The organism is Pseudomonas sp. S2_C11 (genome assembly GCF_054668395.1).
The window spans coordinates 3278209-3290892 of the sequence record NZ_CP162765.1 but is presented as its reverse complement, the minus strand read 5'-3'; the positions used below and the strand labels follow the sequence as shown (position 1 = coordinate 3290892).

General features: G+C 62.4%; 11 protein-coding genes. 4 read left to right on the top strand and 7 right to left on the bottom strand.

The features are described 5' to 3' along the window. Window positions 1–21 precede the first annotated feature (21 nt). The 3 genes from AB4N48_RS14860 to inhA form a co-directional block, all read right to left on the bottom strand. A complete protein-coding gene (locus AB4N48_RS14860) occupies window positions 22–1587 on the bottom strand; it encodes a methyl-accepting chemotaxis protein (RefSeq protein WP_056784262.1) in 1566 nt (521 codons plus the stop codon). Between the two features lie 102 nt (window positions 1588–1689). After that, window positions 1690–2481 carry a CPBP family intramembrane glutamic endopeptidase gene (locus tag AB4N48_RS14855; RefSeq protein WP_150635803.1) on the bottom strand — a complete coding sequence of 264 codons (792 nt, stop codon included), beginning with the start codon at window positions 2479–2481 and terminating at the stop codon, window positions 1690–1692. Between the two features lie 209 nt (window positions 2482–2690). Next, window positions 2691–3377 (bottom strand): isonitrile hydratase, encoded by a 687-nt coding sequence (gene inhA, locus AB4N48_RS14850; protein ID WP_460093818.1) that lies wholly within the window; start codon window positions 3375–3377, stop codon window positions 2691–2693. Between the two features lie 89 nt (window positions 3378–3466). Here inhA and AB4N48_RS14845 point away from each other — a divergent pair, with 89 nt between their 5' ends. Next, complete coding sequence (locus tag AB4N48_RS14845) at window positions 3467–4450, top strand: GlxA family transcriptional regulator (protein WP_460093817.1); 984 nt, start codon at window positions 3467–3469, stop codon at window positions 4448–4450. Here the strand turns inward: AB4N48_RS14845 and AB4N48_RS14840 are convergent. The 3 genes from AB4N48_RS14840 to AB4N48_RS14830 all read right to left on the bottom strand — a co-directional run bounded on the left by AB4N48_RS14840 (window position 4419) and on the right by AB4N48_RS14830 (window position 8112). Then, window positions 4419–5306, bottom strand: coding sequence for an alpha/beta fold hydrolase (locus tag AB4N48_RS14840; protein WP_252885669.1), 888 nt, complete (start codon window positions 5304–5306; stop codon window positions 4419–4421). The two genes, AB4N48_RS14845 and AB4N48_RS14840, sit on opposite strands and share 32 nt — an antisense overlap. A 186-nt stretch (window positions 5307–5492) precedes the next feature. After that, window positions 5493–7319 (bottom strand): glycoside hydrolase family 15 protein, encoded by a 1827-nt coding sequence (locus tag AB4N48_RS14835; protein WP_460093815.1) that lies wholly within the window; start codon window positions 7317–7319, stop codon window positions 5493–5495. Beyond that, entirely contained in the window at window positions 7312–8112 is an 801-nt protein-coding gene (locus AB4N48_RS14830; protein WP_095179462.1) for a glucose 1-dehydrogenase, read from the bottom strand. Before AB4N48_RS14830 ends, AB4N48_RS14835 begins: the two co-directional genes overlap by 8 nt. Before the next feature lie 234 nt (window positions 8113–8346). Here AB4N48_RS14830 and AB4N48_RS14825 point away from each other — a divergent pair, with 234 nt between their 5' ends. Beyond that, entirely contained in the window at window positions 8347–9519 is a 1173-nt protein-coding gene (locus AB4N48_RS14825) for an MFS transporter (protein ID WP_460093812.1), read from the top strand. Window positions 9520–9558: 39 nt separating this feature from the next. Here the strand turns inward: AB4N48_RS14825 and AB4N48_RS14820 are convergent, their stop codons facing one another. Further along, window positions 9559–10692 (bottom strand): cupin-like domain-containing protein, encoded by a 1134-nt coding sequence (locus tag AB4N48_RS14820; RefSeq protein WP_460093810.1) that lies wholly within the window; start codon window positions 10690–10692, stop codon window positions 9559–9561. Between the two features lie 136 nt (window positions 10693–10828). Here AB4N48_RS14820 and AB4N48_RS14815 point away from each other — a divergent pair, with 136 nt between their 5' ends. Then, entirely contained in the window at window positions 10829–11569 is a 741-nt protein-coding gene (locus AB4N48_RS14815) for a thioesterase II family protein (protein ID WP_056784290.1), read from the top strand. 35 nt (window positions 11570–11604) lie between these two features. Further along, complete coding sequence (locus tag AB4N48_RS14810; RefSeq protein WP_460093808.1) at window positions 11605–12588, top strand: TauD/TfdA family dioxygenase; 984 nt, start codon at window positions 11605–11607, stop codon at window positions 12586–12588. The last annotated feature ends 96 nt before the right edge of the window (window positions 12589–12684 follow it).

Genomic DNA, 12684 nt, shown 5'->3' with positions numbered 1-12684 from the left:
TTTTTCATTCCAGCCTTCCAATCAGCGGTTAAACCGCGCCACCAACGAATACTGCGTGTTGGCCGTCTTCGTCAGTTCTTCACTGAGCAACGCCGAGTTGTGCGCTTGTTCCGAGGTCTGATCCGCCAGTTCCGAAATATTGCTGATGTTGCGGCTGATCTCTTCAGCCACGGCACTTTGCTCTTCGGTCGCGGCGGCGATCTGGGTGGTCATGTCGGTGATGTTGGCCACCGCTTCGCTGATGCCGACCAGTGCCTGATCCGCTTCCAGGACCCGCGCCACGCCTTCTTCAGCCTGGCGATGCCCGGCTTCCATGGTTTGCACGGCGCTGGAGGCAGTCTGCTGCAACTTGGCGATCAGGGCGTGAATCTGCCCGGTGGATTCGCTGGTGCGTTGCGCCAGTTGGCGGACTTCGTCAGCCACTACCGCAAAACCACGGCCCATTTCACCGGCACGCGCTGCTTCAATCGCAGCGTTGAGGGCGAGCAGGTTGGTCTGGTCGGCGATGCCTTTGATCACGTCGACCACGCCGCCGATTTCGTCGCTGTCCTTGGCCAGTTGCGTCACGGTCAGGCCGGTTTCGCCGACGACCACCGACAGGCGCTGAATCGCTTCGCGGGTTTCGCCGGCAATGTCGCGGCCGCGGCCGGTCAGGCGGTTGGCTTCCTGGGTGGCGTCAGCGGTGCGCTGTACGTGGCTGGCGACTTCCTGGGTGGTGGCGGCCATCTGGTTGACGGCGGTGGCGACCTGTTCGGTTTCCACGCGCTGGCGTTCCAGGCCGGTTGAGCTGTTGTGTGCCAGGGCGTCGGACTGCTTGGCCTGTTCGGTCAAGTGCTCGGCGGTGTCCTGCAGGCGGGTCAGGCAGGTTTTCAGGCGCGCTTCCTGGCTGAGGATCGACATTTCCAGACGCGCCTGGGCGCCACGGCTGTCGGTGTACATCTGCGCGATCAGCGGGTCGGAGGTGGTCTGTTCGGCCAGGCGCAGCAGGCGCTTGAGCCCGCGTTGCTGCCATTGCAGGCCCATCAGGCCCAACGGCACCGAAAGACCGGCGGCGAGGGCGAAGCCCCACTGCGAGTTCAGCGTCGCGCCGATCATGAAGCTCAGCTGGCTGACCAGAATGAACGGCAGCCAGTCCTGCAGGAGCGGCAGCCATTTGTCCGTCGATGGAATCGCCGACTTGCCCTGGTTGATGCGTTGGTAGAGCGCTTCGGCGCGGCGGATCTGTTCGGCGGTGGGCTTGACGCGCACCGACTCGTAACCGATCACCTGGCTGCCATCGAACACCGGTGTGACATAGGCGTTAACCCAATAGTGGTCACCGGATTTGCAGCGATTCTTGACGATGCCCATCCATGGCAAGCCTTGTTTCAGTGTGCCCCACATGTGCGAGAACACCGCCGATGGCACGTCAGGGTGGCGGACCAGATTGTGCGGCGCCCGGATCAGTTCCTCCCGCGAAAACCCGCTGATCTCGACAAAGTCGTCGTTGCAGTAGGTGATCACGCCCTTGGCATCGGTGGTGGAAATCAACCGTTGCTGAGCTGGAAAGGTCCGCTCGCGTTGTGTAATGGGCTGGTTGTTACGCATGGTTTTTCAATCCGCAAGGCTTTGAATGGTTGTCGGCGCCGACAGGTTTTTATTGAAGTTTTTTTTCAGATTTAAGTACGCCGTCGCAAAACCGCGCTTGCGTCAACTGGCCAGCATCGGATAGGTGAACAGGCCGAAGTGCAACAGGTTCAGGCCGAAATGGGTGGCGATCGCCGCGCCCAGTCCGCCGAAACGGTAGGCCAGACCATAGCCGACCCCGGCCAGTCCCGCCAGCAACACCCAGGTCCAGCCAGCGCCGGCATGCACCAGACCAAACAACAGCGAGGCCAACAGCAGCGCGAGGTTGTCGCCGTAGGGCAGGTGCTTGAGGCGACGGCTCAGCCCGCCCTGTATATAGCCGCGAAACAGCGCTTCCTCGACCAGCGTCACCAGCAGCAGATTGTTCAGCACCCACAGCCAGGCCTGATCCGGCCATTTCGGTGCCCAGGCGATCACGCCAAGTAAAAGCGCGCCGCCGAGGGCGAGAATCGCGCACAGCGTCAGGGCGAGGGCGGTGGCATAGACCGTCAGGCGCAACGATCGCCGCGCGACGATCCACGGACAAACCAGCAGCAACCAGAAGCCCACCAGCGGTTTGTCGAGATTGAAGTACATCGCGAACGGCACGGCGTTGTCAGTGAAACGTTGCGGATTGATCACCCGGCCGTTGGCGAAGCCCGGCAGCCAGTGCAGCGCCAGTGCCACCGCTAAAACAATGAACAGGCCATGGCCGAGCCAACGCGCGACCGGCACCTCTTGCTGACGCACGGCGAATGCGGCGAACAACAGAAGCCCGACGGAGATCAACGCCAGCCAACCGAGCTGGCCGTAGCTCAGGGCCAGTCCGTAACCGAGGCCGAGCAGCGCGAGATAGAGCCAGGGCAGCGCCTTCATCGAAAGTCCTTGTGCGAGATTTCTGGAAGGGGCTTTCTACACGGGCGAGGGAGGTGGGACAAGTGAAGGTGTGGCAGTCATGCCAGACACAAATCAAATGTGGGAGCGAGCCTGCTCGCGAATGCGGTCTTCCAGATGACGTCACTGGCGCCTGACACTCCGCCTTCGCGAGCAGGCTCGCTCCCACAGGTTTTGCATTCGGCTGGATATCAGCGCAGGCCCAGTTTGGCCGCTGCGCGTTCGGTAATCTCGGTACGCAGCTTCAACGACGGCGCCACGCGCAACCGCGCTTCATCGACCACCGCACTCGGTGCCACGTCCGGGCTGCCGGCATTGAACGGCGGTGCCGGGGCATATTCCAGTTGCAACTGCACCAGTTGCGCCGTGTCGGCATCGACCAGTTCCGCCGCCAGCACCAAGGCGAAATCGATCCCGGCGGTGATTCCGCCACCGGTAAACAGATTGCCGTCGCGCACCACCCGATCTTTCACGGCAATCGCGCCCAGCGTCGGCAGCAACTCGTGATAGGCCCAGTGCGTAGTCGCGCGCTTGCCCTGCAGCAGGCCAGCCGCGCCAAGCACCAGCGAGCCGGTGCACACCGAGGTCACGTAACGTGCCTGGGCGGCCTGGCGTTTGATGAAGTCCAGCGTCTGCTGATCTTCCATCAACGGCCCGACGCCGCCACCGCCGGGTACGCAGATTACGTCCAGATCCGGGCAATCCTCGAAAGTTGTAGTCGGTTTCAGCAGCAGCCCGGTGCTGGATGTCACTGGCATCAGATCCTTCCAGATCAGGTGGATCTGCACGCCGGGCAACGAGGCGAGGACGTCGTAGGGGCCGGTGAGGTCGAGTTGCTGGACCTGCGGGAATAACAGAAAACCGATCTGCAGCGTCATCGTTCTTGCTCCGTTGAAAGAAGTGGACGACTTCACTGTAGGCGGGTAGGTTCTGGCGCATACGCCAATCACCCCACGAATTACGCCAAATGCCCAAATCCATTCACGTCCTCGCGTTTGCCAATATGCAGATTCTCGATGTCACCGGGCCGCTGCAGGTGTTCGCCTCGGCCAACGATCTGGCTCGCCAGCGCGGTTTGCCCACACCCTATGCGCCGAGCGTGATCGCCAGCGGCGGCGGGGCGGTGATGTCATCGGCGGGGTTGGCGGTGCTGGCCGAACCGTTGCCGCAGACGCCCAGCGATACCTTGATCATTGCCGGTGGCTGGGGCATTTATCCCGCCGCCGAAGACTCGCAACTGGTTGATTGGGTGCGCGAGCACGGCACTCACTGCCGGCGCGTGGCTTCGGTATGCACCGGGGCCTTTCTGCTCGCGGCCAGCGGCTGGCTTGATGGTCGCCGCGTGGTCACGCACTGGACGCGCTGCGAGCAACTGGCCGCGAAGCATCCGAATCTGCACGTGGAAGCCAATCCGATTTTCATCAACGACGGCCCGGTGTGGACTTCCGCCGGGGTCACGGCCGGTATCGATCTGGCGCTGGCCATGGTTGAAGAAGACCTCGGCCGCGACATCGCCCTCGACGTCGCCCGGCACTTGGTCGTCTTCCTGAAACGCCCGGGCGGGCAGTCGCAGTTCAGCGTGACGCTGTCGCTGCAACAACAGGGCAACCGCTTCGATGAACTGCACGCCTGGATCGCCGAGAACCTGACCTGCGACCTCGGCATCCCGACCCTCGCCGAACAGGCTGGCATGAGCGAACGCAGCTTCATCCGCCACTACCGCGCCGATACCGGCCAGACCCCGGCGCGGGCGATCGAATTGATCCGCGTCGAAACCGCGCGGCGACTGCTCAGCGATACCGGTTTGCCGGTGAAACGCATCGCCGCCAATTGCGGGTTTGGCAGCGAAGAGACGCTGCGGCGCAGTTTTCTGCGAGCGATTGGCGTGACGCCGCAGGCTTATCGGGAGCGGTTTTCGGTCAGCGTTGCAGCAGATCCAGTATTGCCTTGAGGGTTTCCTGCGGCGCTTCTTCGGGAATGTTGTGGCCGACACCCGCGAGCACGCGCCGCTCATAAAAGCCGCTGAAATGCTCGGCATCTTCATCAATCAGCGAAGGCGGGCCGACGCCATCATCGCCACCGCACAGCGAAATGCTCGGTACGCGGATCACCGGCTGTGTGGCCAGCGCTTCTTCCATCCACTCCAGGGCTGGATCGCCCGGGGCGTAGCCGAAGCGATGCCGATAGGAATGAATCACCACGTCGACAAAGTCAGGATTATCAAAAGCGCCAGCGGTCAGCGGGTAGCGTTCGTCCTTTCGCGCCCATGTCGGCGACCACAGCCGCCAAAGCAACTGACACAACGCCCGGCGATTCTGCTTAAGTCCTTCGACGCCACGCGGCGTGTGGAAGTAGTACTGATACCAGAGCCGATGCTCGTCTTCCGGGTCCAACGGCTGGTTCGCATGGGCGATGTCCTGCACGAGGTAGCCGTCGCCGCTGACCAGTCCGCGCACCCGCGCCGGAAACAACGCCGCGACAATACACGCTGCCCGACCGCCCCAGTCATAACCGCAAAGCGTGGCCTGTTCGATGCCCAGCGCATCCATCAGATCGAGCAAGTCCTGCGCCATCGCAGCTTGCTGACCGGAGCGCAGGGTTTGCGCACTGTTGAACCGGGTCGGCCCGTAACCGCGCAAGTACGGCACGATGACGCGGTAGCCTCGCGCGGCCAGCGCCGGGGCGACTTCGTCGAAGGTGCGCGGGGAATAGGGGAAGCCGTGGAGCAGAATTACCGGGGCGCCGTTGTTCGGACCGTGCTGTTCGTAGGCAATGGTCAGGGTTGGGGTAAGAACGCTCTCGATCATGACGAACCACTCCGTTTGAATCGTATTCAGACACTCTGGATCTGCGAACGGAATGCGGGTCACCGCTGCGCAGGTTTCACCATGAATATGGGCCTGAGCCAGTTGTCTGGCATGCAGGCCCGTTGTGGAAACATACCTGTCGATCAGAGATCGGTCTGACAAGCGCTGGCGAAAAAGCGCTCAACGCTACGGCTGCCAGGAACTCTTCTCGCCACTCAGCTTGCGATCAAGAAAACTCGCCGCACTGATCAACGCCAGATGCGTCAGCGCTTGCGGCGTGTTGCCCAGGTGCCGCCCATGGCTGTCGAACTCTTCGGCGTACAGCCCAAGCGGATTGGCATATCGCAACAATTGCTCGAACTCCAGGTGGGCTTTTTCCACCTGGCCGGCGCGGGCCAGGCATTCGACGTACCAGAACGAACACGCGGCGAACGCGCCTTCGGTGCCGCTGAGGCCATCGATGTTGGCGTCTTCGTTGCGATAGCGATAGACCATGCCGTCACGCACCAGGGTTTTTTCGATCGCTTCCAGAGTCGACAGCCAGCGCGGATCCTTGGCGCTGACGAAGCGCACCAGCGGCATCAGCAGCATCGAGCCATCCAGTGCGGTACCGCCCTTGTACTGGACGAAATGCCCGCGTTCTTCGTCCCAGAAGTTTTCCCAGATGTCGGTGTAGATCGCTTGCCGGGTGTCATCCCAACGGGCGAACGGCGCCGGCAGCGAACGCTTGGAAGCCAGACGGATCGCCCGGTCCAGCGCCACCCAGCACATCAGCCGCGAGTGCAGGAAATGATGAGTCTCGCCGCGCATTTCCCAGATGCCGACATCTTCGCTCTGCCAGTTTTCGCAGACCTGATCGACCACTTCGCCGACATGCCGCCAGCCTTCGTGGGAGATCGCATCACCGTACTTGTTGACCAGATACACCGCGTCCATCAGCTCGCCGAAGATGTCCAGTTGGACCTGATCGTAGGCACCATTGCCGATGCGCACCGGTTGCGCGCCGCCGTGGCCGGACAGGTGCGTGAGTTCGGTTTCCGGCAACTCCTGCTGGCCGTCGATGGCATAGAGGATGTTGAGCTTCATCGGTTTGCCGCAGCAATCGCTGACCCGTCCGCGCAGCCATTGCATGTAGTGGTTGGCTTCATCGACAAAGCCCAGGCGCATGAACGCGTAAACCGTGAACGAGGCATCGCGGATCCACGTGTAGCGGTAATCCCAGTTGCGTTCGCCGCCGGGGGTTTCCGGCAGGCCGAAGGTGGCGGCGGCGAGGATCGCACCGTGGCGACGCGAGGTCAGCAGTTTCAGGGCGAGGGCGGAGCGATTGACGATTTCCCGCCAGCGCCCGCGATAGTTGGATTGGCCGATCCAGCCGCGCCAGTATTTCAGGGTGCGCTCCATGCACAACTCGCCGGCGCCTTCGGCAAAACGCGGATCGTCGCTGCCGCCGAGCATGAATGCGGCGGTTTCATTGTGCTTGAGGGTGAACTGCGCGACGGCCGCTTGTGCATCGATTTGCAGTGCTTGATCTGAAGCCAGGCGTATCGACGGCTGGCCAGCGGCGTGGAACGTTACGTCTTTTTCGTTCATCTCTGCCCGGGTGTCGGCGCGGCCATAGTCGTGGCGCACCGCGCAACGCAGATTGAACGTCGCCGAGCCGCTGACCACGCGCACCCGGCGCATCAGCAGCGGCAGGGCGTCGACATCGTCCCCGATGGGCAACAGATCGGTGATTTCCACCACTGCGTGTTCGCTCAGCCAACGGGTCTGCAAGACGTTGGTGTCGGGCAGATAAATCTGTTCCCGGCGTGCATCCGGCAAGTCCGGCGCGAGCTGGAAAATCCCTGCTTGCGGGGTGTCGAGCAGCGAGCAGAAGATCGTCGGGCTGTCGAACTCCGGCCAGCAGAAAAAATCCACGCTGCCCTTGTCGTTAACCAGTGCGGCGCTGCGCATGTCGCCGATGATGCCATGGGCACCGATGGGACTTTGTTGTTCCACTTCAGGCTCAGCCATTGCCGCGAAACTCCGGATAGAGGCTCATCCCGCCATCGATGAACAGGGTGGTGCCGACGATGTAATCGGACAGGTCGCAAGCGAGGAAAACCACTGCGTTGGCGACATCCTCGACATCGCCGATGCGCCCGTACGGAATCAGCTCAAGAAGTTTGTCGCCGGCCGCGCCTTCAGTGGCTTCTGTGTTGATGGCCGTGCTGATCGCACCGGGCGCGATGCTGTTGATACGGATGCGCTGGTGGCTGACTTCCTGGGCGAGGCTCTGCATCAACTGATCGACGCCGCCCTTGGACGCCGCGTAATTGACATGCCCGGCCCATGGAATGCGCTGGTGCACCGAACTCATGTGAATGATCTTGCCCGCCGCGCGCGACACGCCTTCGCGCACGCCCTGACGCTGGAAAATCCGCAACGCCGCCCGCGCGCAGAGGAACTGCCCGGTGAGGTTGACGCCGATTACCGTGTTCCAGTCGTCGAGGGTCATGTCCACGGCGGCAGCGTCTTTTTGCAGGCCGGAATTGGCCACCAGAATATCCAGCGAGCCGAAGGCTTCGACGGTCTCTTTGAACAGCCGCTCGACATCTTCTTCTTTCGAAACATCCGCGCCGATAGCGAGGGCCTTGCCGCCCTCAGCGTTGATTTGCGCGGCCAGTTCTTCGGCAGGTTCGGCGCTGCTGTTGTAGTTGATCACGACCGCAGCACCGGCCGCAGCGAGTGCTTTAGCTGCGGCATGGCCGATGCCGGAGCTGGCACCCGTGACCAGCGCCACCTGATGAGCGAGGGAAATCTGCATGACGATTCGCGCCTTGGTTCCAGAGACTTAAGTAGCTGACTGATGGCAGACGCTGAGAGTTCATTTGCTGGATGCGGTGATTGCGCCGGCCCCTTCGCGAGCAGGCTCGTTCCCACCGGGGGACGGCATTTCGAATGTGCGAGCGAAGGGGCCTTCACAGACCGCTAACAATTGCGCGCTTCCACGGCATTCAAGGCTATGGCAACTTGGCCGCCCCTGATGAGGCTGCAATCGATGGCAAATCCCTACCGCGAATTGTTCACCGCCCCCGGCGCCCGTGCGTTTGTGCTGGCCGGGATGCTGGCGCGCATGCCCATTTCCATGACCGGCATCGGCCTCATCACCATGCTTGCGCAGTTGAACGGCGGTTATGCGCTGGCGGGGGCGGTGGCGGCGACGTTTGCCTTGGCCACGGCGTTTTGCGCGCCGCAGGTATCGCGGTTGGTGGACCGTTATGGTCAGGGGCGGGTGCTGCCGATCGCAGCGCTGACCGGTGGCGGCGGGTTATTGAGTTTGCTGCTGTGCACGCGTTTGCAGGCGCCGGACTGGACTTTGTTCGTCTTTGCCGCGCTGGCCGGGTGCATGCCGAGCATGTCGGCGATGGTGCGGGCGCGCTGGACTGAAATCTACCGTGGCCAGCCGCAATTGCAGACGGCGTATGCCCTGGAGTCGGTGCTCGACGAAGTGTGTTTTATCGTCGGGCCGCCGCTGTCGGTGGGCCTGTCGGTCGCGGTGTTTCCCGAGGCCGGGCCGCTGGCGGCGCTGTTGGCTCTGGCCATTGGCGTGACGGCGTTTGTCGCCCAGCGCAGCACCGAGCCGCCCGTGCACGCGCAGGAGTCGCAGCATCAGGGCTCGATCATTCGCTCGACCGACGTGCAATGGCTGCTGGCGTTGATGCTGGCGATGGGCGTGATCGTCGGAGTCATCGATGTGGTCAGCGTCGCCTTCGCTCAACATCAGGGCCAGCCGGCAGCGGCCAGTATTGTCTTGTCGGTATACGCAATCGGCTCGTGCCTGGCCGGGATCGCCTTCGGTGCGATGCGTTCGAAACTGCCGTTGCCGCGCCTGTTTCTCTACGGCGGTGTGGCGACGGCGGTGACCACGCTGCCGCTGCTTTTGGCGAGCAACATCCTCGGCTTGTCGATCGCGGTATTTATCGCCGGACTGTTCTTTTCGCCGACGTTGATTGTGGCGATGGCGTTGATCGAACGCATCGTGCCACCGGCCAAACTGACCGAGGGCCTGACCTGGCTGGTGACCGGGCTGAGCATCGGCGTGGCGATCGGCGCCGCCGGTTCCGGCGCGCTGGTGGATGCGTTTGGCGCGCGCAGCGGCTTCTGGCTGGCGATTGCGGCGGGGGCGGTGGTGCTGATTTCAGCGTTCCAAAGTTTCCGTCACTTGAAATAAAAATCCTGTTGTAGGAGCTGACGAGTGCAAGGGATCGGGTTACCAGCCGCGTCCTGAGTCGACCCAGAAGTTGACTGACAGCGAAGTCGACACCGACTCCACCTGATGGAACCAGCCCTCTGGCAAAAACAGCAGATCCCCAGCCTCCAGCGTCACCCGCAAAAACGTCACCTCCCGCGCTGCCGGGAAACGCTCATAGTCCGGCGCGTCCGGGTTGAAATCGCAGCCATCCAGGCCACCCTTGGGCGCGGTCGACCAGGTGCCCAGTGCCTCGCGGTGATGAGGTGCGGCAAGGGTGAATTTTTTCTGCCCCCAGACCTGGGCGAAGAGGTTGTCGGTGTCATCGCGGTGCAACGGCGTCAGCGTGCCCTTGGGGCCGATCCAGATGCGCGGCGGGATGAACAGCGACGTGTCGAAGTAGGGCGGGTACTGGATCTGCTGCAGCAATTGCGCGGGGAGGATGTTGTTGCCCATGTACGCCGGCGGCTCGCCGTCGGCGCCTTTGACTGCCGGGCTGTCCAGCGAGGCGATGAATTCGGCCATCGAGGTCGAGCGGAAATCACGCTCGGTGGAAAAGGTCTTCTTCACATAATCGCCATGGCGGGTGATGCCCTGCAGTTCAGCGAAATGCACCAGCGATTCCTCGCGGCTCAGGCTGAACAATGGCCAGTCGTGCAGGGCATTGCTGATCACCAATGGAATGCCGTTGGGCAGATACCGGGTTTCGAATTCGTGCCGGCTCAACCCTTCGCGCGCACGGCGTTCGATGCTGGTCTGCCGAGGCAGCGCGGCAGTGAGCTTTTCGCTGAAGCGCGGTGGCGTCGGGTAGCGCTTGTTCATGTCAACCTTTTCCACCGTGCCGCCACCCTGGCGAGCGTGGTCGATGATCTGCGGCAACATCGTCGCCAGGCCCATGTTGCCGCCGATCTTCAGACGCCCGCTGGCGAACAGTTCCTCGACATTGACCACGCCGGCCATGATCCCGAGAAATTCCTTTTGCGCCACTTCGATGGTCACGTCCGGGCTTGGATGGCGCCCGATTTCCGTGCGCTGGCTGGTCTTGATGTCGTACCAGTACGCCTGTTGCGCGCTGAAGATGAACTGGAAAACGCCCTCGATGCCGACCGCGCCGGCGTTGGCGAACAACTTGCCCAGAATGCTCTGCAGGTCCACGGTGATTCCCTCGCGATTGTTGTTTTTTTCCTGAACAGGCAACGAGCGGCTGGCGGGGGAATTTAGCGACCGGGCGACTAATTTGTCCGGCGAGTGATCCGTCTTTCTTGCAGACACATTTTTCAAGGAAAGCGCGGTGACCAAGCTGACATTGCTGTGCCTGCCCTATTCGGGCGCCAGCGCCATGGTTTACAGCCGCTGGCGGCGTCAACTGCCGACGTGGCTGCAATTGCAACCGGTGGAACTGCCGGGACGTGGCGCGCGGTTCGATGAACCGCTGCAAACCGACATGCGCGCACTGGCGCGGCAACTGGCGCGCGAGCACAAGCCGGGGCTGCAAGGCCCGTATGCGTTGTTCGGGCATAGCCTCGGTGCGTTGCTCGCCTGCGAAATGGCCCATGCCTTTCGCGAATTGGGTGTGCCGGAGCCGCTGGCGCTGTTCGCCTCCGGCACCGCCGCACCGTCCATGCGCAGCGATTACGACCGAGGCTTTGCCGAACCGCGCAGCGATGCAGAACTCATCGAACAGTTGCGCACTTTTCAGGGCACCAGCGAAGAAGTCCTCGCCAATAAAGAGCTGATGAGCCTGACCCTGCCGGTGCTGCGCGCCGATTTCATGATGTGCGGGCGCTTCACGCCTGCCGAGCGGCCCTTGCTCAATTGCCCGGTGCACGTGCTCGGTGGCAAGGAAGACCGCGCCACCACCGAACAACTGATCGGCTGGAGCAAGGAGACCCTGGGCAGCTTCTCGGTGGACATGATGACCGGCGGGCATTTCTTCATTCATGAACATGAAGCGCGGGTCATTCGCACGATCAAGACTCATCTGGAAGTGCATCACCGGCGCCATGCGCAGGCCGCGCAACCGGCGTTCTGAGACGCGACTCATCTATCATTTTCAGGAGGCCAGTCATGGCTGTTGCTCTGGGATTTTCCGTGCGGCCGCTGCTGCCGCAGCGCGGGCGCTTGCCGCTGCTGGTCGAGGCGGGCGATGCCGACACCGATCTGTTGGCGGTATTCGATGAATTGAAGGCGTTGGTCGACGAGCACCTGCTGCGCGACGGTGGCGTGCTGTTTCGCGGCTTCCGCCTCGACGGCGCCGAGCAGTTTCGCCAGTTTGCCGCGAGTTTCGGCCATCCATTGCTCAACTACGAGTTCGGCTCGACGCCGCGTACCAACGTCACCCAAGGCGTGTACACCTCCACCGAATACCCGGCGCACCAGAGCATTCCGCTGCACAACGAACAGGCCTATTCCCGCGACTGGCCGATGAAGATCTGGTTCTACAGCATGATCGCCGCCAAGTCGGGAGGCGAGACGCCGATTGCCGACAGCCGCGAAGTCTACCGACGCATCCCGGTGGCGATCCGCGAGCGTTTCGTCAGTAAAGGCCTGATGTACGTGCGCAACTTCGGCAATGGCCTCGATGTGGCATGGGAAGACGTGTTCAACACCGAAGACCGAGAAGTCGTCGAGGCCTACTGCAAGGCCCACGGCATTGTCTGCGAGTGGAAGGACGACGGTGAGCTGCGCACGCGCCAGATCTGTCAGGCGGTGGCGGTGCATCCGGTGACCGGCGACCACGTCTGGTTCAATCAGGCGCACCTGTTTCACATCTCCAACCTGCCAGCGGACGTGCGCGAAAGCTTGCTCGACATCGTCGACGAAGAAGACCTGCCACGTAATGTCTACTACGGCGACGGCTCGCCGATCGAAGACGAAGTGCTGGCGCAGATTCGCGCGGTGCTCGACGACTGTGCGATCAGTTTCCCCTGGCAGGAGGGCGATGTGCTGATGCTCGACAACATGCTCTCGGCTCACGCGCGCTCACCGTTCGAAGGGCCGCGCAAAGTCATCGTGGCCATGGCCGAGGGGCATTCGCAGGACGTGCGCTGACCTGTTCGCAACCCTTCAACTCAAATGCCGAATCCGGGCCTGTACCGGCTTCGGCATTTGTCTGTCTGGCCTTTGAACCGTCGGGCCGTGATTGCC

What these genes read in the sequence shown, in the direction of transcription:
- AB4N48_RS14860 (WP_056784262.1), bottom strand. Translation starts at nt 1,587, where the DNA reads ATGCGTAACAACCAGCCCATTACACAACGCGAGCGGACCTTTCCAGCT.
- AB4N48_RS14855 (WP_150635803.1), bottom strand. Translation starts at nt 2,481, where the DNA reads ATGAAGGCGCTGCCCTGGCTCTATCTCGCGCTGCTCGGCCTCGGTTAC.
- inhA (WP_460093818.1), bottom strand. Translation starts at nt 3,377, where the DNA reads ATGACGCTGCAGATCGGTTTTCTGTTATTCCCGCAGGTCCAGCAACTC.
- AB4N48_RS14845 (WP_460093817.1), top strand. Translation starts at nt 3,467, where the DNA reads ATGCCCAAATCCATTCACGTCCTCGCGTTTGCCAATATGCAGATTCTC.
- AB4N48_RS14840 (WP_252885669.1), bottom strand. Translation starts at nt 5,306, where the DNA reads ATGATCGAGAGCGTTCTTACCCCAACCCTGACCATTGCCTACGAACAG.
- AB4N48_RS14835 (WP_460093815.1), bottom strand. Translation starts at nt 7,319, where the DNA reads ATGGCTGAGCCTGAAGTGGAACAACAAAGTCCCATCGGTGCCCATGGC.
- AB4N48_RS14830 (WP_095179462.1), bottom strand. Translation starts at nt 8,112, where the DNA reads ATGCAGATTTCCCTCGCTCATCAGGTGGCGCTGGTCACGGGTGCCAGC.
- AB4N48_RS14825 (WP_460093812.1), top strand. Translation starts at nt 8,347, where the DNA reads ATGGCAAATCCCTACCGCGAATTGTTCACCGCCCCCGGCGCCCGTGCG.
- AB4N48_RS14810 (WP_460093808.1), top strand. Translation starts at nt 11,605, where the DNA reads ATGGCTGTTGCTCTGGGATTTTCCGTGCGGCCGCTGCTGCCGCAGCGC.